This window comes from Andreprevotia chitinilytica DSM 18519 (assembly GCF_000711875.1).
In the GTDB taxonomy this organism is placed as follows: Bacteria; Pseudomonadota; Gammaproteobacteria; order Burkholderiales; family Chitinibacteraceae; genus Andreprevotia; species Andreprevotia chitinilytica.
Genome location: NZ_JONM01000004.1, coordinates 52877 through 78898, shown reverse-complemented (window position 1 = coordinate 78898; position 26022 = coordinate 52877). Strand labels below are relative to the sequence as shown.

Annotated in this window: 21 protein-coding genes and 1 tRNA gene; 15 read left to right on the top strand and 7 right to left on the bottom strand. The window is 57.6% G+C overall.

Features of this window, described 5'->3' with window-relative positions; genetic code table 11:
* Positions 1-56: 56 nt before the first annotated feature.
* On the bottom strand, positions 57-254 hold the full coding sequence (locus BR41_RS06925; protein ID WP_035054547.1) for a twin transmembrane helix small protein: 198 nt from the start codon (positions 252-254) through the stop codon (positions 57-59).
* Between BR41_RS06925 and BR41_RS06920 the strand changes: the two genes are divergently transcribed.
* Genes BR41_RS06920 through cyoE form a run of 4 tightly spaced genes read left to right on the top strand, consistent with a single transcriptional unit; the run spans position 253 to position 3323 of the window.
* Positions 253-978, top strand: a complete 726-nt coding sequence (locus BR41_RS06920; protein ID WP_035054545.1) for an SURF1 family protein — start codon at positions 253-255, stop codon at positions 976-978. The genes BR41_RS06925 and BR41_RS06920 overlap by 2 nt on opposite strands.
* Positions 971-1465: a hypothetical protein gene (locus BR41_RS06915; protein WP_035054538.1), complete on the top strand. Its 495-nt coding sequence runs from the start codon at positions 971-973 to the stop codon at positions 1463-1465. Before BR41_RS06920 ends, BR41_RS06915 begins: the two co-directional genes overlap by 8 nt.
* 6 nt (positions 1466-1471) lie before the next feature.
* Positions 1472-2470 carry a COX15/CtaA family protein gene (locus tag BR41_RS06910; RefSeq protein ID WP_035054536.1) on the top strand — a complete coding sequence of 333 codons (999 nt, stop codon included), beginning with the start codon at positions 1472-1474 and terminating at the stop codon, positions 2468-2470.
* The gene (cyoE, locus tag BR41_RS06905; protein ID WP_035054534.1) at positions 2433-3323 is read left to right on the top strand and encodes a heme o synthase; all 891 of its coding nucleotides are present in this window, start codon (positions 2433-2435) and stop codon (positions 3321-3323) included. The genes BR41_RS06910 and cyoE overlap by 38 nt, the downstream gene beginning before the upstream one ends.
* A 76-nt stretch (positions 3324-3399) precedes the next feature.
* On the opposite strand, the gene BR41_RS06900 is transcribed toward cyoE, so the two are convergent.
* Both BR41_RS06900 and BR41_RS06895 read right to left on the bottom strand, forming a co-directional pair.
* Positions 3400-4224, bottom strand: a complete 825-nt coding sequence (locus BR41_RS06900) for an undecaprenyl-diphosphate phosphatase (RefSeq protein WP_035054532.1) — start codon at positions 4222-4224, stop codon at positions 3400-3402.
* Positions 4225-4462: 238 nt separating this feature from the next.
* The gene (locus BR41_RS06895; RefSeq protein ID WP_084186898.1) at positions 4463-4927 is read right to left on the bottom strand and encodes a DciA family protein; all 465 of its coding nucleotides are present in this window, start codon (positions 4925-4927) and stop codon (positions 4463-4465) included.
* Positions 4928-5017: 90 nt separating this feature from the next.
* Here BR41_RS06895 and BR41_RS06890 point away from each other — a divergent pair, with 90 nt between their 5' ends.
* The 3 genes from BR41_RS06890 to BR41_RS06880 all read left to right on the top strand — a co-directional run bounded on the left by BR41_RS06890 (position 5018) and on the right by BR41_RS06880 (position 8977).
* The gene (locus BR41_RS06890) at positions 5018-5842 is read left to right on the top strand and encodes a M23 family metallopeptidase (RefSeq protein WP_169741262.1); all 825 of its coding nucleotides are present in this window, start codon (positions 5018-5020) and stop codon (positions 5840-5842) included.
* Between the two features lie 200 nt (positions 5843-6042).
* On the top strand, positions 6043-8784 hold the full coding sequence (gene secA / locus BR41_RS06885; RefSeq protein ID WP_035054526.1) for a preprotein translocase subunit SecA: 2742 nt from the start codon (positions 6043-6045) through the stop codon (positions 8782-8784).
* A gap of 117 nt (positions 8785-8901) precedes the next feature.
* Positions 8902-8977 (top strand) — tRNA-Ala (locus BR41_RS06880).
* Positions 8978-9247: 270 nt separating this feature from the next.
* Here BR41_RS06880 and BR41_RS06875 read toward each other — a convergent pair.
* Entirely contained in the window at positions 9248-10876 is a 1629-nt protein-coding gene (locus BR41_RS06875; RefSeq protein ID WP_051710395.1) for an inorganic phosphate transporter, read from the bottom strand.
* A 347-nt stretch (positions 10877-11223) separates the two neighbouring features.
* Positions 11224-12141, bottom strand: a complete 918-nt coding sequence (gene ppk2, locus BR41_RS06870) for a polyphosphate kinase 2 (RefSeq protein ID WP_035054524.1) — start codon at positions 12139-12141, stop codon at positions 11224-11226.
* Between the two features lie 231 nt (positions 12142-12372).
* Between ppk2 and BR41_RS06865 the strand changes: the two genes are divergently transcribed.
* The 5 genes from BR41_RS06865 to BR41_RS06845 all read left to right on the top strand — a co-directional run bounded on the left by BR41_RS06865 (position 12373) and on the right by BR41_RS06845 (position 21519).
* On the top strand, positions 12373-13905 hold the full coding sequence (locus tag BR41_RS06865; protein ID WP_051710392.1) for a sensor domain-containing diguanylate cyclase: 1533 nt from the start codon (positions 12373-12375) through the stop codon (positions 13903-13905).
* A 67-nt stretch (positions 13906-13972) separates the two neighbouring features.
* Positions 13973-14359, top strand: a complete 387-nt coding sequence (locus tag BR41_RS06860; RefSeq protein WP_035054522.1) for a DUF488 domain-containing protein — start codon at positions 13973-13975, stop codon at positions 14357-14359.
* A gap of 491 nt (positions 14360-14850) precedes the next feature.
* Complete coding sequence (locus BR41_RS06855) at positions 14851-15750, top strand: leucine-rich repeat domain-containing protein (protein ID WP_035054520.1); 900 nt, start codon at positions 14851-14853, stop codon at positions 15748-15750.
* Positions 15751-16089: 339 nt separating this feature from the next.
* Entirely contained in the window at positions 16090-19260 is a 3171-nt protein-coding gene (locus BR41_RS06850) for a hypothetical protein (RefSeq protein WP_156970591.1), read from the top strand.
* Between the two features lie 54 nt (positions 19261-19314).
* Positions 19315-21519 carry an OsmC domain/YcaO domain-containing protein gene (locus BR41_RS06845; RefSeq protein ID WP_035054516.1) on the top strand — a complete coding sequence of 735 codons (2205 nt, stop codon included), beginning with the start codon at positions 19315-19317 and terminating at the stop codon, positions 21517-21519.
* A gap of 108 nt (positions 21520-21627) precedes the next feature.
* Here BR41_RS06845 and BR41_RS24045 read toward each other — a convergent pair whose 3' ends face one another.
* Entirely contained in the window at positions 21628-21927 is a 300-nt protein-coding gene (locus BR41_RS24045; protein WP_156970590.1) for a hypothetical protein, read from the bottom strand.
* Between the two features lie 554 nt (positions 21928-22481).
* Between BR41_RS24045 and BR41_RS23525 the strand changes: the two genes are divergently transcribed.
* Genes BR41_RS23525 through BR41_RS06830 form a run of 3 tightly spaced genes read left to right on the top strand, consistent with a single transcriptional unit; the run spans position 22482 to position 25008 of the window.
* Positions 22482-23750: an nSTAND3 domain-containing NTPase gene (locus tag BR41_RS23525; RefSeq protein WP_169741261.1), complete on the top strand. Its 1269-nt coding sequence runs from the start codon at positions 22482-22484 to the stop codon at positions 23748-23750.
* 26 nt (positions 23751-23776) lie between these two features.
* On the top strand, positions 23777-24088 hold the full coding sequence (locus BR41_RS24040) for a hypothetical protein (protein ID WP_156970589.1): 312 nt from the start codon (positions 23777-23779) through the stop codon (positions 24086-24088).
* Between the two features lie 20 nt (positions 24089-24108).
* A complete protein-coding gene (locus tag BR41_RS06830; protein ID WP_035054512.1) occupies positions 24109-25008 on the top strand; it encodes a hypothetical protein in 900 nt (299 codons plus the stop codon).
* 286 nt (positions 25009-25294) lie between these two features.
* Here the strand turns inward: BR41_RS06830 and BR41_RS06825 are convergent, their stop codons facing one another.
* Positions 25295-25789: a 3'-5' exoribonuclease gene (locus BR41_RS06825; protein ID WP_051710387.1), complete on the bottom strand. Its 495-nt coding sequence runs from the start codon at positions 25787-25789 to the stop codon at positions 25295-25297.
* Positions 25790-26022 lie beyond the last annotated feature (233 nt).

Here is a 26022-nt window from a genome sequence, read left to right as displayed (position 1 = left end):
CTGACGTTACGCGCAGGGCGCAGCGAGCTGAATGCCGCCGCGCCCTGTGTGATGGACTAGATGCCGTGCGGCTGTAGCCAGCCAAAACCACGCGCCACCAGCAGCAAGACGAAAATCAGAATCGACAGGCCGATCCGCCAAGTCAGCGAACGCACCAGTTTGGGCGAGCCTGACGGGCCACGAATAAGTTGCAACAAGGCGCTACCCAGCACCGCAAGCACCACGAGCAGCAAGGCCACAATGAGTAGTTTCATGTCCGATTCCCCCTCTTCTGACGTCATTGAATCGTCATACGCTAGCACAGCGGCTACCGGCCCGCATGCCGGCTCGCGCGGCAAATCACGCCAGCCCATTCTGTTGCTGCTGCTGATTGTGGTGACCATCGGGCTCGGGGCTTGGCAGCTCTGCCGCGCTTTGCAGAAACAACGTCTGGTCGATGCGTACCACGCCGAACACCAGAAAGCGCCGCAGCCGTGGCGTGGTGGCAGCATCCCGGATTGGCAACGTCGCCAGCCGATTGGTGGGTGGCTGGATCAGCAGACGTTCTACCTTGCCCCGCGTTATCGCGATGGGGTGGCGGGGCTGGAAGTGGTCACGCCCTTGCAGCTAGCCAGCGGCGAAATCGTGCTGGTCAACCGAGGCTGGTTGGCGGAAGGCCATACGCCGTCAGCGCCCAATGCACTGCCGCAAGTTGAAACCCAACCTTGGCCACGTTTTCTGGAACTTGGCCCCACGCCAGTTGAACATCGGCGCATGCAGAACCTGACGGCCGAACGCGCCGCAGCATTGACCGGGCTCGCCAAGCCCATCGCCTACGCCCGCCAGAGCGACGACAGCGCGGACGGATTGACACGTAACTGGCCGGAACCCGATTTCAACCCGGCTCGCCACGTGGGCTACATGCTGACCTGGTGGGGCATGAGCATCTGTGGCGTGCTGCTGATGTACCGTCTGCGCAAGGAGCAACGTCGTGGATGAATCCCAAAAACTCAAAAATCGTAAACGTGGGCGCATCGTGCTGCTTGCACTGATCGCGCTCTCGGCCTTCCCCATCATCGCCGCTCAGGCTGTATTCCATTGGGGACAACCGGAAGGTGGGCGCAGTTTTGGCCGCATGCTGGCGCAACCGGCTGCACCGGCCAGCTCGCGCTGGCGCTTGGTCGCAGTGGGCCATGATTGCGGAGCGGCCTGGAACGATCTGCTGGTGGCTAGCCGGCAGCTCCGGTTGGCGCAAGGGCAGGACACCGAACGGATCGAGCGCGCCACCAGCGGTGCATGCAATGACGCTGCGTTGACAGCGGTCCCCGGCAATCCGCATCTGGCCGAGCCGGGGCTGTATCTCGTCGATCCGCGTGGCAACGCCGTGACGCATTACGCGCCGGATCAATTGAGCAGTGATGCCAATCGGCGCAAGGTGCTGCAAGAGATCGGCAAAATCCTCAAGAACAATCAAGGGCTGGGTTGAAGTGTTATGAAGTTCCTCCGAATCCTGCTCTGGTTCACCGTGGTGTGGACTTTCTGTCTGGCGATGCTGGGCGCTTATGTGCGCCTGTCTGACGCCGGCCTTGGTTGTCCGGATTGGCCGGGTTGCTATGGCCGCATTACGCCGCCGGAACAACAGCACGAAATCGCCCACGCCGAAAAACACTTTGGCGGGGAAGTCGATCCAGCCAAGGGTTGGAAAGAGATGGTGCATCGTTATTGCGTTGGCGGGTTGTCGCTGCTGCTGCTGGCGGCATTGATCCTGACCGCCCGCCATCGCCGCGAGTTGAACGTAAACGTGCCGATGCTGCTCGCGCCGGTCGCGGTGATCGTGTTCCAGGCATTGCTCGGCATGTGGACGGTGACGCTCAAGCTGATGCCCATTGTGGTCACTTCGCATTTGATCGGCGGATTGACGCTGCTGGCGACGATCACGCTGATCGCCAGCCGGGCCAGTTTGTCGCAACAGGCGCTTTCCGGCCGTAGCTGGGTTTGGCTGGCGTTGGTGGTTGTGATTGCGCAGATCGTGCTGGGCGGTTGGGTGAGTAGTAATTACGCCGGATTGGCCTGTGACGGCTTCCCGGCTTGCCGTGGCAGTTTCGCGCCACCGCCCGGTTTGCTGGATGCACTGCACCCAGACCGGCAACTGGGCCTCACCGCTTCTGGTGCGCCGCTGACCATCGATCATCTGGCCGCGATTCACTGGCTGCATCGGCTCGGTGCACTGGTGGTGCTGGCAGTCGTGGGTGGTCTGGCGTGGCGTCTGCGCCGCATTCAACCGCGCTGGGCCAAGTTGCTTGGTCTGGCCTTGGTCGTCCAGCTCACGCTGGGCATCGTCAACGCTGTTTATAGTCTTCCGCTGCCTGCTGCCGTCGCCCACAACGGCGGCGCTGGCCTGCTGGTTGTCCTTCTCACCGCTTTGCTTGCCTCAACCCGCTCGGAGAACACCGATGCTCAGTCTCACGCTCAATACTCGTTCGCTCGCTGATCTCTGGGCGCTCGGCAAGCCGCGCGTTGTCTCGTTGATCGTTTTTTGCGCGGCAGTCGGCGCGGCCATGGCACAACCTCGTTGGGCGGATTTGCCGCAGCTCGGACTCGCGCTGGTCGGCATTGGCTTGATCGCCATGGGCGCGGCAGCGATGAATTGCCTGTTCGAACGGGATCGCGACGCGAACATGCGCCGGACCCAATCCCGTCCGCTGGTGCGTGGCGCGGTGGGTGTGCCGGGCGCAGCGGCCTATGCCGGGCTGCTGACGCTGTCGGGAACCTGGCTGCTACTGGAGTTCGCCAACCCGCTCGCGATGTGGCTCACCCTGGCGACCTGCTTTGGCTACGCCGTGGTGTACACGCGCTGGCTCAAGCCTGCTACGCCGCAAAATATCGTGATCGGCGGTGCGGCCGGCGCGATGCCGCCGATTCTGGGCTGGGCAGCCGCCAGCGGGCATGTCACCGCTGAAGCGACCGTGCTGTTCCTGATCATCTACACCTGGACGCCGCCGCACTTCTGGGCGCTGGCGTTGTACCGCAAGCTGGATTACGCCAAGGCGGGCCTGCCGATGCTGCCCAATACGCATGGCAACGAGTTCACCCGGCTGTCGATCCTGCTCTATACCTTTGTGCTGGCCGCGGTGACCTTGATTCCGTTCGTGATCGGCTGCTCCGGCTGGGTCTATCTCGCCGGGGCGCTGTGGCTGAATGGCGGCTTTATCAGCCGCGCCTGGAAGCTGAATCGCAATTACAGCGACGAGGCATCCCGTGCGCTGTTTCTGTTCTCGATCCGCTATCTGACTTACCTGTTCGCGGCACTGCTGGTTGATCGTTTGTTGATCTTGTTTGTATGACCCGCTAAGTCTCCCGGAAACAAAAGCGCCCCGAGTTCCGGGGCGTTTTTGTTTGGGCCGCATTTTGGATGCGTATTCAGAGGCTCCAGTCGACGATACCGGTATGGGCCGTTGCCAGAATCACCAAGCCAAACGCGATGCGATACCAAGCGAAGGCGATGAAGGTGTGGTTGGCAATAAAGCGTAGCAAACCGCGTACCACGAAGAACGCGCTGATAAAGGCCGCCACGAAGCCCACGGCGAAAATCCCGGCGTCGCTGGCGCTCAGCACATGCCGCAGTTTCCACAAGCTATAGAGGGATGCGGCTCCAAGCGTCGGAATGCCGAGGAAGAACGAGAACTCGGTCGCAGCCTTGCGAGAGAGGCCAAGGAACAGCCCGCCGATAATGGTTGCGCCGGAACGGCTGGTGCCGGGAATCAGCGCCAGACACTGCGCAAAGCCAACCAGCAACGCATCTTTCAAACTCAAATCATCGACTACTTGCACCCGTACTGTGTGCTGGCGCTTTTCCGCCCAGAGGATGATCAGTCCGCCGACAATGAACGCTGTCGCCACCGGAACCGGAGCGAACAGATGCGCTTTGATCATCTTATTAAATAAGAGGCCAATCACCGCCGCAGGAATGAAGCCAATTACGATGGCGAAGAACAGATTGCGTGCCGCACCAGGCCGAACGGCCCCGGTCAGCGTTGCACCGATCTTGACGCGGTATTCCCACACCACGGCCAGCATCGCACCGAGCTGGATGAAGATTTCGTAGACGTCGCGTTTGTCTTTATCGAGAAAGTGCAGCAGATCGCCGGTGAGAATCAGATGCCCGGTGCTGGAAATGGGCAGGAACTCGGTCACGCCCTCGACCACGCCCATGATGAGCGATTTAACCAACAGCAGCAGATCCATGTCCGACGTCCTGGCAAAGAAAGGCCAGATTATATAGATGGCGAGCGGTTGGACGGGCTGGTTAGCGATGCGTTTGGTGAGCAGATATGCGCAGTGAATTTTCACGTAAAACTTGGGAACTCTCGATCCGTCCCCACGTCCTACACCGTGTGCGATGTAACGCGCATTTTTTGCTCATCTCCTCCCTGATAACGGGTGCCATTGCGGTGCCCGTTTTTTTTTGCCTCTTTTTTTCGCATCACTCCCGCTTCAATATCCGCTCGGCATGACTCGCCAGCAGGTTGCGCAAAGCCTGCTCCAGACCGGCATCGTCGACGGTTTCCGCCAGTTCCCCCAACGCAGAAAACGCGGCGTCGGAGAGATGCAAGTCCTTGGTCTTACGAGACTTTTCGACTTGCAGGGCGACTTGCACCCTCGGCGTAATTCCGGTAATTTGCCAGCCAGCCTCCACCAGTTTCTCCAACATCCGGGGTGCTGACAGTCGTATGCGCGCCGCTGCGGCTGATGAAGTCACACCGATCAACAGTTCGCTGCCTGCCCAACTCACGCTTTGGCAGGCGGGCGCAAGTTCCACCGGTAGTGCGGCACGCACCGCTGCCTGCAACCGGTTGAGCTCATTAACGCGAGCAACAAGACGCAACAACTCCCGATCCTTGCCAATAAAGGCAGGGTACGCAGGGGGGCGGGATGGGCGGTTGCTCATGCTGGCGTCGATAAGGAAAAAGATAGATTGAACATTATTGTCGTTTCCAACCGGCTAACCAATGCCATCTCACTTGGGCCGAAGTCCCTGGTGTCGATCGCACTGCTGCTCACCGGGGTATTGCTGGCCATCGGCATGGGGCTCGGTAGTTTGATGGGGGCTACGCCGGTACAGCCGTTGTGGCACTTCGCCAAATCACCGCGCCAGATCGATATCGATGCGTTGGCTATCAAACTGGGGCAACTCCAGGCCAAACTTGCACGGATCGACGGACTGGCTCAGCAAGTCGGTGCAAAAACCGGTATCGATGTTAAACCGTTCCTGTCCACCAAGCCTGCGCCACAGGGTGGCTTGTTCCATCCCGGTCGTTCCCTCTCGGTCGATGAACTTTCTTCCGCGCTTTCGGTTGCTGATCAACAAGCCAGTGCTTATTACGATCAATTCACCCTCTCTGAAACTGCGTTGTTCCGGCCGGATTCTTTGCAGCTCCCGACTCACGCACCGTTGACCAGCGGATTGCAGTCATCAAGCTTCGGCTGGCGTATCGACCCGTTCACCGGGCACCAGACTTTCCACGAAGGAATCGACTTTTCCGGCGAGGTTGGCACGCCGGTGCACGCCGCAGCGGCCGGCACAGTGGTCTATGCGGCCTTCCACCCCCAGTATGGTAATATGGTCGAGATCGACCATGGGAATGGCCTGACGAGCCGCTACGCACATTCCAGCAAGTTGCTGGTGAGCGAAGGCGACGTGATCAAGGTCGGTCAGCCAGTGGCTTTACTTGGCAGTACTGGTCGCTCAACCGGGCCTCACCTGCATTTCGAGATTCGCTATAAGGGCGTGGCGCAGAATCCGCTACGTTTCATTACCACGGCGAATATGCCTGTGCTGGCAAATGCCCAGTCGAATGATTGAAGTTGAATGGTTGTGATGGAATTTCCCGGCTGCGTCCCCATATCAGGTTGCAGCCGATGCATGAAATAGTCAGGCGGCGGACAGGGAGACCTTCCGCCGTTGTTGTAATCAGTTTTGCTGTAACCCATTGCTGTAACAATGCACGCACCCAATAACAAACAGACTCCGCCAAGCGCGCGGGAAACCTTGGTAACGCACTCATGATCGCCAATCTGCTCAAGAAAGTTTTCGGTAGCCGCAATGATCGCCTGTTGAAGCAATACGGCGCCGTTGTCACCAAAATCAATGCGCTGGAACCGCAAATCCAGGCCCTTTCGGATGAGCAACTGCGCGCCAAGACCGATGAATTCAAGCAGCGTTATCAGGGCGGCGAAGCGCTCGATGCGCTCCTGCCGGAAGCCTTCGCCGTCTGTCGCGAAGGTGCCAAGCGCAGCCTGGGTATGCGCCACTTCGATGTGCAGCTGATCGGTGGCCTGACCCTGCATCAGGGCAAGATTGCCGAAATGCGCACCGGCGAAGGCAAGACGCTGGTCGCTACGCTGCCAGCCTACCTGAACGCGATCACCGGCAAGGGTGTGCACGTGATTACCGTCAACGATTACCTGGCACAGCGTGATGCCAGCGTAATGGGGCAGCTGTTCAATTTCCTGGGCATGTCCTGCGGTGTGAACCTTGGCCAGATGTCGCATGACGACAAGCAACAAGCCTACGCTTGCGACATCACCTACGGCACCAACAACGAATTCGGCTTCGACTACCTGCGCGACAACATGGTGTTCTCGAAGGGTGAATGCGTACAGCGCGGCCTGTCGTTCGCCATCGTCGATGAAGTCGACTCGATCCTTATCGACGAAGCACGTACCCCGCTGATCATCTCCGGCCCGGCCGATGACAGCACCGATCTCTACATGGCCATGAACACCGTGCCGCCCAAGCTCATTCGGCAAGAAACCGAAGAAGGCGAAGGCGATTACTGGGTCGACGAGAAAGCGAACAGCGTGCTGCTGTCCGAATCCGGCCACGAAAAAGTCGAAGCAATCCTGGGCGAAATGGGCCTGCTGCCGGAAGGCGACAGCCTCTACAACGCCACCAACATCAGCCTGATGCATCACCTGTATGCCGCACTGCGTGCGTTCTCGCTGTTCCTGCGCGACCAGCATTACGTGGTGCTCGATGGCGAAGTCGTCATCGTCGACGAATTCACCGGCCGCCTCATGGCCGGCCGTCGTTGGTCCGAAGGCCTGCACCAGGCGATCGAGGCCAAGGAAGGCGTCGAGATCATGCAGGAAAACCAGACGCTCGCCACTATCACGCTGCAGAACTACTTCCGCATGTACGGCAAGCTCTCCGGCATGACCGGTACGGCCGATACCGAAGCCTACGAATTCCAGCAAATCTACGGTCTTGAGACGGTCATCATCCCGACCAATCGCCCGATGGTCCGCCAGGATCGCCAGGATCAGGTCTTCAAGACCGAAGGCGAGAAATACAACGCCATCATCACCGACATCAAAGATTGCATCCAACGCGGCCAGCCGGTGCTGGTCGGCACCACCTCGATCGAACAATCCGAAGTGCTGTCCGGCATGCTCAAGCAGGATGGCATCGAGCACAACGTCCTCAACGCCAAGCAACACGCCCGCGAAGCGGACATCGTTGCCCAAGCTGGCAGCCCGGCCCAGATCACCATCGCCACCAACATGGCCGGTCGTGGTACTGACATCGTGCTCGGCGGTAACGTTGAACGCGAAATCAAAGCCATCGAAGCCGATGAAGAACTCGATGCTGCCACCAAGCAAAGCAAGATTGCCGCCCTCAAGACCGAATGGTCGAAAGTGCACGAGCAAGTCATTGCTGCGGGCGGCCTGCACATTGTCGGCACCGAGCGCCACGAATCACGCCGGATCGATAACCAGCTGCGCGGCCGTTCCGGTCGTCAGGGTGACCCGGGTTCCAGCCGCTTCTTCCTGAGCCTGGAAGACCCGTTGTTGCGTATCTTCGCAGGTGAGCGCGTCGCTTTCGTGATGGACAAGCTCAAGATGCCGGAAGGCGAGCCGATCGAAGCCGGTATCGTCAGCCGTGCCATCGAATCCGCCCAGCGCAAGGTCGAAGGCCGCAACTTCGATATGCGTAAACAGCTGCTGGAATACGATGATGTCTCCAACGAGCAGCGCAAGGCGATCTACGGCCAGCGCAACGAATTGCTCGAATCTGAAGATGTGTCCGAAACCATCGCTGCGATGCGCGATAGCTTCTTCAACGACCTGTTCGACCAATACGTGCCGCCGCACGCCATGGAAGAACAGTGGGATCTGCCCGGCCTGGAAAAAGCACTGGCCGAATATGGCATCGAAGCGCCGGTGGCAGAATGGCTCAAGGCCGATACCACCCTGTCGGAAGAAGGTATCAAGACGCGTATCCAGCAGGCTGCGCAATCCCTTTACGACGCCAAGGTGGCCGAAGCCAGCCCGGAAATGTTCCGCCAGTTCGAACGCTCCGTGTTGCTGCAGCATCTGGATCAACACTGGCGTGAACATCTGTCCGCGCTCGATCATTTGCGCCAAGGTATCCATCTGCGCGGTTACGCACAGAAGAACCCGAAGCAGGAATTCAAGCGCGAAGCCTTCGAGCTGTTCGAAAGCCTGCTCACCGCGATCAAGCGCGATGTGGTGCAGATCGTGATGACGATTCAAGTACGCAGCCAAGCCGATGTCGACGCTGTTGCGCCACAAGCGGTGTCGGAAGACGCGATGCAATTCCATCATGACGACCTGCAAGCGCTGCTCGCGACCGGCGACGAAGAGAAGATCAAGGAAGCCCTGTCTGCCATCAGCAATCAGGCTGGCGGTGCTCAGATCAAGTTCTCCGGCGTTGGCCGTAACGATCCTTGCCCATGCGGCTCGGGCAAGAAGTTCAAGGTTTGCCACGGCAAGCTGGCTTGATTTGCGGTCTGATTTGAAGCTTCTGCACCCAACAAAAAGCCCGGCATTGCCGGGCTTTTTGTTTTCTATGCCGCCTGCATTGACGCCCGCAACCCACCCCGCTAAATTTGTTGGGATGGGCCGATAGCTCAGCTGGGAGAGCGCCGCGTTCGCAATGCGGAGGTCGGGAGTTCGATCCTCCTTCGGTCCACCACTGAATACATGTCATGGCGTTAGCGTACTTGGTTTGCGGGATGGCTAACTCCCTGATCAAAGCCCTGTGCAAACAGGGCTTTTTGCTGCCTGCTGATTACCGCAGATTATTTGGTGGTGCCTGCTGAGTGGCTTCTGCTAAGCCAGCCGCTTCAAAAACAACAAGGGCCAACCGTTCAGGTTGGCCCTTGTTGTCTCCGCCGGGCTAACCCGACCAGACGACGTATTGGCAATCAGATGAACCCAGCAGAGGCGTCGATCAGACCCGCGATCAGACCAGCTGCGAGAACAACCAATACAGCGAACCAGACAGCAACACCGCCGCCGGCAAGGTCAGCACCCACGCCATGAGCATGCGTTGAATGGTGGCGAACTGCAGCCCGGACTTGCTCGCCGCCATCGTCCCGGCCACGCCGGACGACAGCACATGCGTGGTCGATACCGGCAGGCCAAACATATCCGCCGCGCCGATGGTCAGCATCGCCACCACCTCGGCCGAGGCACCCTGCGCATAGGTCAGATGGGTCTTGCCGATCTTCTCGCCCACCGTCACCACGATGCGCTTCCAGCCCACCATGGTGCCCAGGCCCAGCGCGATGGCGACCGCCACCTTCACCCACAGCGGGATGAACTTGGTCGCATCGTCGATCTGCTTCTTGAATTCCTTCAGGTTGACCTTGGTATCCGCATCCAACTTGCCCACGTTGCCCTTATCGATCAGGCGGATTGCTTCGGACGCGAGGTACATATCATTGCGGACATTGCCAACCGCCGCGGCCGGCATGTGGGCCAGCGAACCATTGGTCTTTACTTGTTGGGCGATGCTGTCCGTCACCGCTGCCAGCGCCGGCAGCAAGGCCGGCGTGGCTTCCTTGGTACGCACGTAATCAGACAGTGTTTTGCGCGAATCGGCCGGTGCTGGGGCCGGGGCGGCTTTTTCCAGTGCCTGGCGGGTGACTTGGGCCACCGCGACAAACTGCGCGGTCTTGTCGACCGGCATGGCGCGATTGAGTGCATACGCCATCGGTAGCGTGCCGACCAGGATCAGCATGATCAGGCCCATGCCCTTCTGACCATCGTTGGAGCCGTGCGCGAACGACACGCCGCTGCAGGTCAGGATCAGCAGGCCGCGAATCCACCACGGCGGCGGGGCCTTGCCCTTCGGCTCGGCGTAGAGCTTCTTGTTCTTCACCAGCGCACGCAGCAGCAGCAAGAGCAGCGCGGCAAAACCGAAGCCCACCAGCGGCGACAGCAGCAAGGAATAACCGATCTTGATCGCCTGAGCCCAATCCACGCCGCTGGTGCCATCCCGGCCATGCATCAGTGCGTTGGCAACACCGACACCAATTACCGAACCGATCAGCGTATGCGACGACGAAGCCGGCAGACCCAGCCACCACGTGCCCAAGTTCCACAGGATGGCCGCAATCAGCAGCGCAAACACCATCGCAAAGCCCGACCCTGAGCCGACTTGCAGAATCAGCTCGACCGGCAGCAAGGAGATGATCCCGAACGCCACCGCCCCACTGGACAGCAACACCCCAAGGAAGTTGAAACAACCCGACATCACCACCGCCACATTGGGCGGCAGCGAGTGGGTATAGATCACGGTGGCGACCGCGTTGGCCGTATCGTGAAAACCGTTGACGAACTCGAAGCCCAGCGCGATCAACAAGGCCACACCCAGCAGCAGGAACGGCAGCCACGTGGTCATCGGCGCGCCGGCATCGTTCATATCGCTGACCAGGCTATACGCCGTGAACAGCAGCCCGGTGCCCAATAGACCCGCAAAAATCAGCCCGGTCAGCATGCCGGGCTTTTGATCAAAATGCGGCTTGGCCGCTGGTTCGATAGACAACGAATCGGCCGGCAACACGGCCGCTTGCGAGGTAGAAGTCATGGATAACAACTCCAGCGGATTGATGCCGTCATCATCAATCTGCTGTGTTACAGGTTCCCTAGCGGCTTGTTGCTAAGCGCTTATTTACGATCTTTGCAAATTGCAGCAAACGCTGTTGTCCCCCCTTCGCGGAAGGGGGCTAGGGGGATTTCTGCGACATCTCAATTTGCACTGGCGTCGAAATCCCCCTCCATCCCCCTTCGAGAAGGGGGAAGTAAAACTCTGAAGCGCTTCAAGCTGGAAGTTTGCGAGCCTTTGAACAGGCGCCAAAGAAAAAAGCCGGTAGCCACTGTGGGCCACCGGCTTTGCAGACAATGCTGCGAACGTGGTGTGTGGCCTGATGCGCCTCAATACACCTCGGGGACAAGAATGTCGTTCGGCACCGGCTGGCGCACGTAATCGTCGTGTCGAATCCGCTCCGGCAGCACGATGGTCGGCGTTTCGGATTCTTCGTAGGGCATCTGGTTCAGCAAGTGGTGAATGCAGTTCAGCCGCGCTTTTTTCTTGTCATCGGCCTGCACCACCCACCACGGTGCTTCGGTGATGTGCGTGCGCTCCAGCATGATCTCCTTGGCCTTGGTGTATTCCTCCCACCGCCGGCGGGATTCCAGATCCATCGGGCTCAGCTTCCACTGCTTGAGCGGATCGTGGATGCGGCCCAGAAAGCGCAGATGCTGTTCTTCATCCGAAATCGAGAACCAGTACTTGATCACCTGGATGCCGGAACGCACCAGCATCTTTTCGAATTCCGGCACGGTGCGGAAAAACTCTTCGTATTGACCGTCGCTACAGAACCCCATCACCCGCTCGACGCCGGCGCGGTTGTACCAGCTGCGGTCGAACAGCACGATCTCGCCCGCGGCTGGCAGGTGGGAGACGTAACGCTGGAAGTACCATTGCGTCCGCTCGCGATCATTCGGGGCCGGCAGCGCGGCCACACGGCATACACGCGGATTCAGCCGCTGGGTAATGCGCTTGATCACGCCGCCCTTGCCCGCTGCATCGCGGCCTTCAAAGATGATCACCACCTTGTGGCCGGTCTGCACCACCCAGCTTTGCAACTTGACCAGCTCGCCCTGCAGGCGAAACAGCTCGCGGAAATAACGGCGACGGCGGGTTTTTTCATCGTCCACATCGGCGGTGGGCTCCTCGCCAAACAACGCCTCCAGGGCGCTGTCTTCCATCTCAAGCTCTAATTCTTCGTCGTAGTGATCCGCCAGATCACGATGAATCCGCCGGACCAATTCTTCGTTATTTGAATTCATGCGTAATCGCTCCCAAGGGCAGACTGACGCGGGCCATGCTAGGGCCGCATCGTGGCAATCAGATGAATGCCTGCCAGACGGACAGTGGCACGCAATGCAAGGCCGTCAGGAAATGGCTGTCGGGGGATGGGCAGTGATTGTCAGTGCGCACTATGATGGGGTGGTTGACCGCTGCTGGTAAGCCATATCGCTGGATAGGTTTTCCGCCCGATGAATGACTGCAACCATCAAATGGCCCGTACCCCTAGCCCGCCCGCCAAGGACTGCCCGGCCGATCAACTGAATCGGCTCGGCGCCGTTGCCATGCGCCGCGTATGGCTATTCGGCACCCCGCGTGAACGCTGCCTGATCTTTGGCAGCTGGCTAGGCTCCATCATTGCGAGCATCGTGTTCGGGCTGGCCACGGTCATCCTCAACTGGTCTGGCCTGCCGATCGATTTCGGCGGCGTGCAGGTCTTCATCTCGCTCTATCCACCGTTGGTCATCTGCCAGTTCTGGGCGCTGTGTTTCGGTTGGTGGTGGGGCGCAATACCGGCCTATCTGGCCGCGTTTTCGCTCTCGGTCTACGCGGGCATGCCCATCGGCTGGGCCTTGCTGTTTGCCTGCGCCAACCCGCTCGGCTTTGCCGTGCTCACGCTGGGCTACCGCGCCCTGAATATCTCCCGCGATTTGCGCTCCCTCAGCGCCGGCCTGTTTTATGTGCAGCTGTGCTTCGTCGCCAGCGTATTCAGCTCCGCCAGCGCCTTGATCTGGAGCTACACCAACCGCATCGATTCCCTCGGCCAATTGCCGATCTGGCAAGGCTGGTGGCTCGGCGGCTTCGTGCAGGATGTCTTGGTGGTCGCGCCGCTGCTGTTCCTGTTCTGGCCGGCGATCGAGCGCTGGCGGTTGCAACGGCCGGAACTGCAACTCGCCGATGTCACCGATTCGCGCCGGCTGGTGTTGCGGCTGATGCTGGCGGTGGTGAGCGGTGTGCTCGGCTACGGATTTCTCACCATCCAGCTGGGCTCCGGCAAGGTCAGCAGCGCCTTGCTGGCAGGGGAGGTGAGCATGCTGCCCGCGGCGGTGGGCATCATGATGTCCACCACCTGGACCTTCTTTTGGGTATTCGCACTGATCGTCGCCTTTGTCGGCTTCTTCGGTTACCAGCTCTTCACCCACTGGCTCGATGAAAACACCCTGCTGGTGTCGCGGCTGGAACAAGCCAATCTCGAACTGGAAGTGCTCAGCCGCACCGATGGCCTCACCGGCCTATACAACCGCGCAGCGACCGATCGGCTGCTGCAAGAAGCATGGCAACGCGCCAGCCGCCTGGACGAAAACGCCTGCGTGATGATGCTCGACATCGACCACTTCAAACACATCAACGATAGCTACGGTCACGCCGTCGGCGATGCCGTCATCACCCAGCTCGCCAACGTGTTGCGTAGCGTGGTGCGCATCATCGATGTGGTCGGGCGCTACGGCGGCGAAGAGTTCGTGGTGATCCTGCCCGGCACCGATGCCCCCGGCGCGTGCCAGCTGGCCGAACGCATGCGCGAACACATCGCCGCGAACGGCGTGGAAGGGGCCGATGGGCCGATTTGCTTCAGCGTGAGCATTGGCGTGGCTGAACTGCAGTTGAACGATAACGACGCCGCTGCCTGGCTGAAGCGGGCGGACGGCGCGTTGTACTGCGCCAAACATGCCGGCCGGGATAGGGTGATGCTCGCGCAGGTCTGCGATCCGCTCGCGGAGGAACAGTTACGGCCGGAGACCAATTAGATCGGTGTGCATGAATCTGGATGCCACGCCAGATACCGCAAACGTTGAATGCCGAGAGGGAGAGTGAATGGCCATTCGAATTGTCCGACTGGGAAGCGCCAGAAGCGCCGATGAAGGCACCCGCATCGGCACCGTGCGCCGACCACCCAGAGGCATACCCAAGGCGGAATTCGCCACCCAGAACTGGTACGACGTCTGGTATCCCAATCTGGCCCCCTGCGCCGAAACCCTCAAGCTCGGCCAAGCCGCCGCGACCTCCGCCGACTGGGCTGCCTTCACCAGGAAATACCGCGCCGAAATGGCGACGCCGGAGAACGCCCGCACCATCGAGCTGCTGGCGGTGCTATCCCACCAGACCAATTTCTCAGTCGGCTGCTACTGCGAAGACGAAGCGCATTGCCATCGTTCGGTGCTGCGGGCCTTGTTGCTGGATAAGGGCGCGGTGCTGGCGTAGGTGTTGGTTGGTCCGCAATAGCTGCTCCATCTCTAAACCAAAAAAAGCCAGCGCCTTTGCCGGTGCTGGCCCCCCTTTACCTACCCCGTCTACTGCCGGTCTTTCGTTTCTTTCTCTGTGAATTCCTTCAATGCCCTGGCTCAGCACGATTGGTGATGCTCAGTTCGGCATTGCCGGGGTCTGCTTTCGGCCAGAAAGCAGTGTGGATGACCGCCGAGGTGCATCCAATGTTCATCAATATACTGAAAGATTATATGTATATTTATAACAATTGTCTTTCTGTAATATTTTTATGATTGAAAGGTGTTGGTGTTTCTGGCATTGTACGTTTGCCAATTGACGATGTTGAAATTTGGAAGTATTGGCAGGGCCAAATGGCCCTAAGTCATGCAGCACGATGGATTTGATATTTCATTATGTTCGAGCGCTTTTATCAAATTCATTACATCTTTTTACTTGTCAGATAACGCTTGTAAAACGGAGAGATTGAAATGAAGCCTGTTGAATTTCTGCTGATTGAAAACCCGACGCCTGTAAAAGATATATTTCCAGATTCCGTATTTGCGCAATTGGCGGCTGCCAAAATATCCGACGTTCTGGATAGAGAAGTCACCGTTGAAGATGAGGTCGTTCAAGATGAGCTTGATCAAGTAAAAGAATTTTTGGTGTTTACACCTACAGATGAGAAGGCTGTAAGTCTTGGGGGCGTGGGGTATTTCAGAAATCTAGAGAAGCTAATGTTGGAATCTCATTTGATTGAAGCGCTTCCCGAAGAATTGGGGACTTTGACGAATTTGAGTATATTGGTATTGACTTCCAATCGTATAAAGTCGATTCCGTCGTGGATCGGTAATTTGACGCAGTTGACCCGGCTTCATCTTGATAGCCAGACTCCTGATAGCGAGTCGATTCCAGGTCTGAGCGGCGAAGTGCCAGAGTCCATTGGGAGATTGACAAAATTAGAGCATCTCGCCCTGCATAATAATCTTGGACTAACTGGAAAACTGCCGGAATCCTTGGTTCAGCTAACCGCACTTCAAGGCCTTCCAATTCAGACAAACGCATTTGAAGACCTTACCGTATTGAATAGGATTTCCCCGAGCGTAGTTGTGAATGCAATTAATCAAGCGCTGGGTAAAGTTGATTTGGGTGTTGTGGCTGCAGATTCAGTACTACAGGTAAAGCTGCCAGTGATCTTTGTGCAGGCTCAAACAGAAGGTGACGTTTTATATGATCAGCGTGGCATTGAGATCAATCATCCAGATGCCTTGATTGGTGAGGATCATCTATATGTTGACCTTCCAACCAATCAAACAGGTGATCAGGAAGTTACACTACAATTTGCGTCCAACATAAAAACGTCTATTACATATACATATAAAGTTGAATAATTGCGCGTGATTGGTTTGATAGCCATACATGATCATATGGCGCCATAAAAATACGGGAGGTCGCACAAGATTCTGGTCTTGCGCTATCTCCCGTTGTTCTTTTCTCTGAATCGATGCCCTGGCTCAGCATCATTGGCGGGACTCAGTTCGGTATACCTACATCAAGCAAAAGCCTCGCATCTGCGAGGCTTTTATTTTGCGCATCGGGCGAAGTCGCAAAGTCAGATTGATGTTGGTTGAAACATCTTTCATGCATGAAAAAGATGCTGATAGCATCATGCCACCGAGCCTGGTGGCCCTGCCGGCGCTCGATCATCGTGAGCCGGGAGAACCCTTCGAATGCTATTGACGCAAAGTGCGCAGGCGCTGCTGCACGCTTACCATGCCGGCGTGTTGCCGAACGAAATCGCTTTCCGCAAAGCACTCGACCAAGCCAAGCTCGATTACACGCCAGACAGCCTCAATCGCATCGACCGCCTGCTGCGGCAGATGCACACCCAACTGAAGCCGCAGTTCGACACTTTCGTTGGCATTCCTGCCAACCATAACTTCCTGCTCCTGCTCGGCTATTACATCGGCACGCTCATCGCACGCTTCACCTTGCAAAAAATCGAATGGTACGGCCCTGAGGAAGCGATCGAAGGCTTACCGGTCGGCCTACTTGAACAGCAACGATTCCAGTCATCGATTAGCTGCGCCTTTCTTCGGGATGGCGAGCCGACCAATATCTTTCTTCCCCTCGAGCCCATTCACGACATCCTGTTCACTGGCGACTTGTCATGCAGCGTTGCCGCCTATGCCGAGGATTACCTGCGTCGCGCCGTTTCCGTTCCGGTGTTGTACACGCCGCCTGCCGGTTTTGCTGCAACAGGCTTCACCTCCGATCAGCCGGGCGGCATTGGCGAAACGCTGCATCGTCTGGGCTTGCTGGCCGGTGCGCAAGCAGCTTGGGCATGCCGTACGGCACTGGAGGATGGCGCCCCGCTTGCGCCGCAGCTCGCCGAGGAATACGCCGATAGCCAGCGACAGATCACCAGCTTCCTCTTCATGGCACCCGACGAGGCCTTTACAACGGGCAATCAGCGTCTCGATAGCCCCGGCGCCAACGTCGTCGGCACTGCATTTGTCTATGACGGGCACATCAACTTGCCCCGTTTCCGTACCGATGCAATGGTCATCGAAGCACGCTGGCATGCTCCCGACGTGCGCGCGACGATTGCCTTGCCCTACCGTCATGCGGATAAACCGGGTGGATTCGTACTCTTTGCGCCGCGTGTGCTGGAATCATCGCTGCCCGAAGGTTATCTGCCGGTGCTCGAAGCGGCCTTCTTCGCCGGGATCGAATCCGTCAACCCGCCCGGCCTGTGGGTCACCCGTCACCTCGATGAGAACGACCCGGACAACCTCGCCACCCGTTTTGCCGAGCAGGAGGCCGCTGCTTATCCAGTCGAGCCCGATCCATTTGCCGGCACCCGCTTCGACGCCATTGACGTTGGTGCTGGCATCGCGTCCCTGCCAGCCGACCAGACGGATTACGCCGACGTCGCGATGCCAGCATGGGCAGAGGATGATCCGCTCGCCGAACTGTTCCACGATATGCCGGTGCTGTTGCGCGAGGGGCGCGTGGTGTGGGGGCAAGTCGTGCAGGCCAATAACAGGCTGTTCGCAACAGGCTTCGAGGATGGTCTGCCCGGCGATGTTCTGTACGATCCCGCGGGTGTGCTCACCCCGACCGATCTGGCACCCATCGCACGTCAACTGTTTGCATCGCGTGGTGAAGTCGAAGCGCTACGCGCTGCTGTCCCGCCGCAACCCGAGCGCCTGCGTATTGCCGAGCATCTGGCAGACGAGTTCACCCGCGCACGCGCCCTACCCGTGCCTGCAGGAGACGGGCACGGCGAGCTGCTCGTGTCATCGACCTATTTCGTGCGCCGACACCTTCCCTCCGAAACCTTGCTGCTGCCGTGTTTTCCGCTGTTGATTCTCGACCACCGTCCCGGTTCGGTGATGGTGCTGCCATGTCGCTGGTGGCCGCAGCCCTTGTTGGAGATGTGGTCCGATATCGCCAAGGCGCGGGCGCGTGAGGCATGGCAACAGGCTTGGACGGCGCTCGCGGACTCCGGGGAGGAAGACGAGGGCGGCTGGCGGAAGAAGGCGCAGGATGCCATCCAAAACTACGCATCGAACGGGGTCAGCGACAAGGAGGTGTCCCCGTGGATGTCTGTGGTCAACGCAGACGGCTCCCGGCGGGACTCCTATCACGGTGACTTCACGCCCGACACGGAACCGGCGCCACGAGAGTGGGAATGGGGATTGGGCTCCACCCTGGCTAGTCTTGCCGAGCACACGACACGAGACGTAGAGCGCCAGCGCGCCCGCGGCGGCCCACTCGACATCAGGCTCGCCCGTTTGGCGTTCGCAATGCGCCATACCGCGCAGATGATCAAATTGCACACCGGCCTTCTTGCCGGGCAGCGCAAGTGCCGCTCGGGGGGCAGCAATGTTGATCGCGATGAAATCCAATGGGCCGCCCTTGGCCTCGTTGCCGGCTGCGAACAGCCTGCGCTGCAAGCGGCGCGATTGCTGTGCACGGCTTTGCGCTATCCGAACCTCTATTCCAGCTTTATCCGTCCCGAAGTGCGCGCGATCTTTATTCTCTTTTCGCGCCAACTCGATATCCCGATTCCGGCGCTAACCCCCTTCAAGCCCTTGCCGGCACTGGAGGTCCTGATCGCCGACGACTGCTGGCTCCACCCGGACGTCCGCGCGCTGGCGCCCGTGGTCGAGGCTGCTTGCATCGAACATACCGAGGAAGCACCCGACGGCCCGTTCCGTGGCCTGCCGATTGCCATCGTCCTGCTATTCAAGCTGCGGGTGATGCGGGGGCTGGCCAATCCTGACGTTACCCACCCGCTGCTGGCCGCGCCGCTCGGTGCCTGGGCCACACCGGTGAACTTCGATGCCTGCCTCGACCCCATGATGAGTGCTGTACGCGATCGTTTGCGGACGCATGGATTCGACGAGGAGGCGATCACGGCGGCCATTGTTGACGGTACACCACTCGAAGCGCCAAGCCAGTTTGCGCGCCCGGCGCTCGTGCCGGTCGACACACCGCGTGCGGCAAAAACGACCAAGGCAGGCTTGGCCGACCCCGATATGCCGCGCTCCCCGGCGGCGGCCAGTGCATGGAAACGGCAGGCTATCGAAGCGTTCCAGAAGCGCCAAACGGAATCAAAGATACGCCAGCAGTTGCTGCAGGCTGGTTGCACGCCTGATTACGCAGATCAGATCATGGAGTACGCCCGCTTGCGAGTGCGTCGTATGCGGTACCTTGAGGGGGCCTCGCTCTTGGTGACCGGTTTGTTGCTGCTCTTTGTGACCCGCACGCTGGTCATCGAGGACGTTGCCGGGAAAAACGCGCTGCTTCTCGGTTTGCTCGGTGGAGGGCTGGCGCTGTTTGGGGGATACAAAATCGTTACCGGCGAACGGAGAAGCACAGGGGGCGGCTGAAAAAACCCGGATAATAGTGGCCAAATCATTTTGAGCACTATCTGGAATTCTTTCATGGAAATTAAGGTCAATTTTCTCGACAAGCTTCGTCTTGAAGCCAAGTTCGACGATTTCACTGTGATCTCCGACCAGCCTATTCGCTATAAAGGCGATGGCTCCGCGCCTGGTCCGTTCGATTACTTCCTGGCCTCATCAGCCTTATGCGCTGCTTACTTCGTGAAGTTGTACTGCAATACCCGCAATATTCCTACCGAGAATATCCGCCTGTCGCAGAACAACATTGTTGATCCGGAAAACCGCTACCAGCAGATTTTCAAGATTCAGGTCGAGCTGCCGGCAGATATCTCCGCCAAAGATCGCCAGGGGATTTTGCGTTCAATCGACCGCTGCACCGTGAAAAAAGTGGTGCAAGCCGGCCCCGAGTTTGTGATTGAAGAAGTAGAAAATCTGGATGCCGACGCCCAGGCATTGCTGATGCTGAATCCGGCCTCTGAAGCGAGCACCTATATCCCGGGCAAGGATCTACCGCTGGAGCAAACCATCGCCAATATGTCGGGCGTTTTGGCGAACTTGGGCATCAAGATTGAAATCGCTTCGTGGCGCAATATCGTTCCCAATGTGTGGTCGCTGCATATCCGCGATGCGCACTCGCCAATGTGTTTTACCAATGGCAAGGGATCGACCAAAGAAAGCGCGTTGGCATCGGCGCTGGGCGAGTATATCGAGCGAATCAATAACAACCACTTCTACGCCGGCAGTTTTTGGGGCGAAGACATCGCCAACGCGCCGTTTGTCCATTACCCGAACGAGCGCTGGTTCAAGCCCGGCCCCAAAGATGCGTTGCCGGCTGAAATTCTCGATGAATACTGCCTGCCCATTTATAACCCCGATGACGAGTTATTTGCCTCGCATCTGTATGACACCAATTCCGGCAATGTGGAGCGCGGCATCTGTTCGCTGCCGTTTGTGCGCCAATCGGATGGCGAGGTGGTGTATTTCCCGTCCAACCTGGTCGAAAACCTATTCGTCAGCAATGGCATGAGCGCCGGTAATACGCTGGCCGAAGCGCAGGTGCAATGCCTGTCGGAGATCTTCGAGCGGGCGGTAAAACGCGAAATTCTGGAAGGCGAAATTGCTTTGCCGGATGTGCCGCATGAAGTGCTGGCGAAATACCCCCGTATTCTGGCCGGTATTCAGGGTTTGGAAGAGCAGGGCTTTCCGGTGCTGGTGAAGGATGCGTCGCTGGGCGGGGTGTATCCGCTGATGTGCGTCACCTTGATGAACCCGCGTACCGGCGGTGTGTTTGCCTCGTTCGGCGCGCACCCAAGCTTTGAGGTGGCGCTGGAACGCAGCCTGACGGAATTGCTGCAGGGGCGCAGTTTTGAAGGGCTGAACGATTTACCTCGGCCCACCTTTGAAAGCCACGCCGTCACTGAGCCGAATAACTTTGTTGAACACTTCGTTGATTCCAGCGGCATTGTGTCATGGCGCTTTTTCAGCGCCAAAGCGGACTACACGTTTGTAGAGTGGGATTTCTCCGGCCAGGGTGAAAACTCCAATACCGAGGAAGCCGCGACGTTGTTCGGCATTCTCGAAGACATGGGCAAAGAGGCGTACGTAGCCGTGTATGAGCATTTAGGCGCCACAGCCTGCCGTATTCTGGTGCCGGGTTATTCGGAAATTTATCCGATAGAAGATCTGGTCTGGGATAACACCAACAAAGCGCTGTCGTTCCGTGCCGATATTCTGAATCTGCATCGTCTGGATGATGCCAGCCTGGAAGCCCTGCTGGCGCGTCTGGACGACGGTGAGCAAGAGGATTACACCGACATCGCCACCTTGATCGGCATCGAGTTTGACGAGAACACGGTCTGGGGCCAGCTCACCGTTCTGGAGTTGAAACTGCTGATTCATCTGGCCTTGCAGCAATTTGAGGACGCGCAGGATCTGGTGGGCGCCTTCCTGCAATACAACGACAACACCCTCGAGCGCGGATTGTTCTATCAGGCCCTGAATGCGGTATTGGAGGTGTTGCTGGACGACGAGCTGGAGCTGGACGATTACGAATTCAATTTCCGCCGCATGTTTGGCAACCCGCGAATGGACGCGGTGCTGGGGTCAGTGGACGGCAGCGTGCGCTTCTTCGGCCTCACGCCAACGAGCATGAAACTGGAAGGGCTCGATCGGCACCAGCGCCTGATCGACAGCTACAAAAAACTGCACGTGGCGCGGGCCAATGGGGCGGCGATATCCAGCTAGCCACTGATGTGACGAGACAATAGTCGGCAATTCGCAATACCCGCTCCGCCGCAAAAAGCAAAAAGGCCAGCGCCTTTGCAGGTGCTGGCCTCCCTGTACCTACCCCGTTTACTTCCGGTCTTTCTCGGTGAATTCCTTCAATGCCTTGGCAGACCGTCGGGCATGATCGATTGCTGCCCGCCGTTCTGATGCAACGGCAATTCCCGACTGCGCCAGTTGATACGCGGCGGAAGCCGGCTCGACCAGTGCTGCCACGATCTGGAACAGCCGACCTAACTCCGCAACGCTATCCATGCCATAGCTGGCAATTTCGTCATAGGTGTGACCGGTGCGAGACGGAGAAGCGTAGGCAAAGCGGGGGATAGGGCGTGGGGGTGGTGCGGGTGTGCCTTGGGGGGAGTTGGGCATAGATGCCTCCTACATTTGCGGGTTTTGTCGCGCCCCAACCGCTGTCATACGGAAGGGGCGGGCGCAAGGGCGGTTTGACAGACCGGAATGTAGGAACCGGCGCACCCGAAGGTGCCCCTCCCTTGGCCCGCATTGAAGACGTGCCAAAGCTGCGGACAAAAAATCACCGCCTTGCGGCGGTTGTCCGCCTACATAACCGGGCTGTCAAACCCGTGTCGCGCTGTGAGGCGCGACGGGGAAAGTATTGCTTTATGGGTGGGGTTGGTCAAGGTGTGCTGTTGGAGGCTTGGCCTGCATGCCGTAGCTCAACACGATCGGTGATGCTCAGCAGGCATTGCCGGTGTCTGCTTTCGGCCACCTCCGGTCGTTCATGCGCTTCGCAAATGGGGGAAATGAACGTCAGCAGTATTCTGGACGGTTGACGTTCGCGATGATATGTGGGGCCTCTCGTGATTTGGTCTTAGCAGATATAAATTTTCTACAAACCTCGTGACGATCCCTGATCCTCACCATGGGCTACTATCCATTATCTGATTAACTTCCTGGAAATCCATGTGTCCGTTTCATTTGATTTGCATGTTCTTGGTTGGAAAGCTTTCGAAGATCTAGTCGGGTGTATTTTTCGAGAAATTTTGGGCCAAACATTGCAAGTTTTTGCTGAGGGTCCTGATGGGGGGCGTGACGCTGCATTCAGGGGCACTTGGGCACTTAAAGATGCAACATTGGAAAGCATGGCTGGAAGCTTTTGTATTCAATGCAAGCATACGAGTAAGCCGTCGCGATCTCTTTCATTGACCACAATTGAAGATGAGCTTGCTAAAGTTACTCGACTAGCCTCTGCAGGACTGTGTGATAACTATATCTTAGTAACAAACCACACATTACCGGCGGGTGTCGTTGAAAAAGCTGAGGAATGCATCATCGCTTCGGGTGCCAAAACAGCTCGTATTTATGGTAGCGAGTGGATTGCCGACGTTATTTCGGAAAATCCAAGGCTAAGGCGATTGGTTCCGCGACTCTATGGGCTTGGTGATTTAACGCAAATTGTTACGCACCAAGCTTATAGGCAAGCACGAGAAGTATTGGATTCAATTTCTCCCGATCTAGCCTGCTTTGTGCCAACCGGAGCATATCGCCAATGCGCCCACGCCCTTCAAGAATATGGATTCGTATTGCTTTTAGGCGAACCAGCTAGCGGAAAAACAATGATTGCTAATCTGATGGCATTGTCTGCAGCTGATGAATGGAATCTCCAAACGCTTATGATCACAAGCCCCGCGGATTTCTCAGAGTCATGGAATCCAGATGATCCGGGCCAGTTTTTATGGGTTGACGATGCGTTTGGTGCTACTCAATATGATGCCAACCGTGTTGGTGAGTGGAATCAACTTCTTCCTAAGTTAAAGGCTGCGATAAAGTCAGGTGCGCGTGTAGTGTTCACATCTAGGGATTACATCTTTAGTGCAGCTAAACGCGATCTTAAGATAAGTGCATTCGAGTTGTTTGACGATAGTCGCGTTGCCATTCAAGTGGAAAAACTTACTGAAAGTGAGCGCCAAATGATTCTCTACAATCATATAAAGGCAGGCGCACAACCGATCAAATTCAAGAGTGCAGTAAAGCCTTTTCTAGAAGACGCAATACAGGTACCGAAGTTTTTGCCAGAGATTGCCCGTAGATTTGGAAATCCAAAATTCACATCCAAAATGCACGCTACGAACGAAGGGGTTAAAGCTTTTTTTGAGAAGCCGGTAAATGTACTTCTTGATATTGTTAGTTCTTGGCCGTTGCAGAAAAAGCAGCAATTGGACTCGTATTCATAGCTGGGGGGCGAAGGGCAATACCTGTAATGGCTGATCAACAGGTCGCGGGTACGTTGGAACTATTGGGGGTCACTTTGGGCGAAGTAAAAGCTGCGTTAGTAGGTCTAGATGACTCACTGCTTAAAAGAATACGAGAAGGTAATTCTGAGTATTGGATATTTCGTCACCCAACAATTCGTGACGCATATGCAACTTTTGTAGGTGGAAATCCAGAGTTGATTGATGTTTACTCAATGTGGTGTGGTGTCACACATGCTATATCTGAGGCCAGCGAGCGAATAGCCGCCATAAATGTGCCCAACGCATTATTTAATGACGCATTCAACCTATTGATTTGAATTAGAAAAGATAAAATCCGATGAGCTTTTGCATTGAATTCCCGTTGCAAAAGGCTGCGCCGATTGAGTCCGCTAAACGGGCCGCGCGCGCGCTCAAATTGATGTTCTGGACCTGTTGGGTGAAGTGCGCGTTACGCTGCAGCAGCGCGAATCAACTTGCCCGTCGACTTAACTCGGCGATATTGGGCATGCCAGAAGCAAGCGAGGCTGCGTGGAAAAAGAAGTGGCAAAACTATCAAGCGGGCAGGCGTAGCCCGCAGCACGCTCTGGTCGCCGCGGTGGCCAGAGTGGTACCCGGCTCCGCCGACATATTGAGCCATCCACTGTGGGACATCCTGGGTGGAGATCGAATAACTCCGACCCTGCAGCGGCGGGTTTATCAGGCACTTCCTCCGGAGACCCGCAGCCGGATATTGCAGCGCTGTGGGAGCCCGTTTGCTGGCCGCCTTGGCCTGAGGCTGTTGCAACAACTCGAACGACGAGCCGGGCTGGGTGTGCTGGCCTATCTGGTTGTGCAGTTACAGAACACGAGTGCGTGTGGGGAGGCAGAACAAGCGCACGCAATCAGCCGCAGCATCATGATCTGCCTGCTGATTCTGTGCGTTGATGAGCCGTATCGTGCAATGGCTGGGCTGTTGTACCGATATTTCCTGGCGCGTGTTTACCCGCTCGTCGCCGGGTTCAACGCGGGAGAGTTCTATGACCCCGACGGATTCATTGCGTGCGTCCGCATACTCCGGAAAGAGTACGAAGCTCGGGCTGCCAGTAGACCACCAGCGAACTCGAAAACCCGCAGGACTCGGCAGGCGGGACTACACAGCCTGCTTTATGCGACGAACAACATGCGCGTTCAAGCCTGTGTGATGCCCGAGTTCTTCTTCCCTCGGCAAATTGCGGAACGCATCTTGCTAATACGCTGATTCATCGCACTGAGACGAATAAGCGCGTTCTTTACGCTGTCGACGACATTTCGCCGCAACTTGCCGATGCTTTTGAGGTTGATCTCTGGCATGCCTCCGTGAACCCGGTTAGGGTTCAATCGTACATATGCTCAGCGAAAGTGCGGCGACGGAAGAGGTTGCGCAATGGCTTGAGTAGTTTGCACATTCTCCCCTGTGGTTCATCAGAGGCAGCGCAGAACGCGTGATTCCGGAGGCCAAGACGGTTGGGGTGGTCGCCAACCCTCGTTGCCGAGCTCGTGCGTCGTCACGCCCGCTCTCCCATGTTCGCGTCCGTCCACGCGAGCCACCCGGCGCGGTTTGCTTGCGCGTCGTGCAACGCGTGATGCCAGCCGCCGTGTTTGGCCTGATAGTCGCAGATGGCTTTGTGGAAGACCGTCGTATCGATCAGTTGCGCCAGCTCGTAGCTTTTGCGATCGAGGTTCGCCGGCAGCCCCTCGCCGAAGGCGTCCCACAGCAAGTCTTGATCCTGCTGCGAGTCGCATGCAATCTGGACGTGGCGCGGCAGCGTGGTGAACCACGCCCACAACCGGGCTTGCAGTTCGGTGCGTGTGCAGATGGCTTCTGGGCGCTTGTACAAGTACGGAAGCACAGTACCCTTGACGAACTCGTTCGCCCAGTCGCGCCGGTAGTCGCTGCGTTCGGCGTAGAAGATGTGAGCACCGTCCTCGGACACCATGCCGATGCTGATCAACTCGCAGTCGATGAAGTCGGTGAATTCGGTGTCGAGGAAGATCAGCATGCAGTCGCTACGTTCTTGTCATGGTTTGGTGCGTCGATTGGCTGTTCGGCGAACGATGCACGGCGTGTCGGCATAGCATGGCAGATACGTCGACCCATCCTTCTCGTCGCGATTTGCATAGAGGAACTGCTTGTCGGACGGAAGCCATTCGCCCACTTGTCGCATGATCTTGAGTTGGAATGGGCACATCTGGAGTTCTTTTTCAGCGAGCGTGAGGCGGTGTTCAGTAGTCG

Excerpts from the sequence above, each read along its gene's own strand:
- BR41_RS06920 (WP_035054545.1), top strand. The coding sequence starts at position 253 with ATGTCCGATTCCCCCTCTTCTGACGTCATTGAATCGTCATACGCTAGC.
- BR41_RS06925 (WP_035054547.1), bottom strand. The coding sequence starts at position 254 with ATGAAACTACTCATTGTGGCCTTGCTGCTCGTGGTGCTTGCGGTGCTG.
- BR41_RS06910 (WP_035054536.1), top strand. The coding sequence starts at position 1,472 with ATGAAGTTCCTCCGAATCCTGCTCTGGTTCACCGTGGTGTGGACTTTC.
- cyoE (WP_035054534.1), top strand. The coding sequence starts at position 2,433 with ATGCTCAGTCTCACGCTCAATACTCGTTCGCTCGCTGATCTCTGGGCG.
- BR41_RS06900 (WP_035054532.1), bottom strand. The coding sequence starts at position 4,224 with ATGGATCTGCTGCTGTTGGTTAAATCGCTCATCATGGGCGTGGTCGAG.
- BR41_RS06895 (WP_084186898.1), bottom strand. The coding sequence starts at position 4,927 with ATGAGCAACCGCCCATCCCGCCCCCCTGCGTACCCTGCCTTTATTGGC.
- secA (WP_035054526.1), top strand. The coding sequence starts at position 6,043 with ATGATCGCCAATCTGCTCAAGAAAGTTTTCGGTAGCCGCAATGATCGC.
- BR41_RS06875 (WP_051710395.1), bottom strand. The coding sequence starts at position 10,876 with ATGACTTCTACCTCGCAAGCGGCCGTGTTGCCGGCCGATTCGTTGTCT.
- ppk2 (WP_035054524.1), bottom strand. The coding sequence starts at position 12,141 with ATGAATTCAAATAACGAAGAATTGGTCCGGCGGATTCATCGTGATCTG.
- BR41_RS06865 (WP_051710392.1), top strand. The coding sequence starts at position 12,373 with ATGGCCCGTACCCCTAGCCCGCCCGCCAAGGACTGCCCGGCCGATCAA.
- BR41_RS06860 (WP_035054522.1), top strand. The coding sequence starts at position 13,973 with ATGGCCATTCGAATTGTCCGACTGGGAAGCGCCAGAAGCGCCGATGAA.
- BR41_RS06855 (WP_035054520.1), top strand. The coding sequence starts at position 14,851 with ATGAAGCCTGTTGAATTTCTGCTGATTGAAAACCCGACGCCTGTAAAA.
- BR41_RS06850 (WP_156970591.1), top strand. The coding sequence starts at position 16,090 with ATGCTATTGACGCAAAGTGCGCAGGCGCTGCTGCACGCTTACCATGCC.
- BR41_RS06845 (WP_035054516.1), top strand. The coding sequence starts at position 19,315 with ATGGAAATTAAGGTCAATTTTCTCGACAAGCTTCGTCTTGAAGCCAAG.
- BR41_RS24045 (WP_156970590.1), bottom strand. The coding sequence starts at position 21,927 with ATGCCCAACTCCCCCCAAGGCACACCCGCACCACCCCCACGCCCTATC.
- BR41_RS24040 (WP_156970589.1), top strand. The coding sequence starts at position 23,777 with ATGGCTGATCAACAGGTCGCGGGTACGTTGGAACTATTGGGGGTCACT.
- BR41_RS06830 (WP_035054512.1), top strand. The coding sequence starts at position 24,109 with ATGAGCTTTTGCATTGAATTCCCGTTGCAAAAGGCTGCGCCGATTGAG.
- BR41_RS06825 (WP_051710387.1), bottom strand. The coding sequence starts at position 25,789 with ATGCTGATCTTCCTCGACACCGAATTCACCGACTTCATCGACTGCGAG.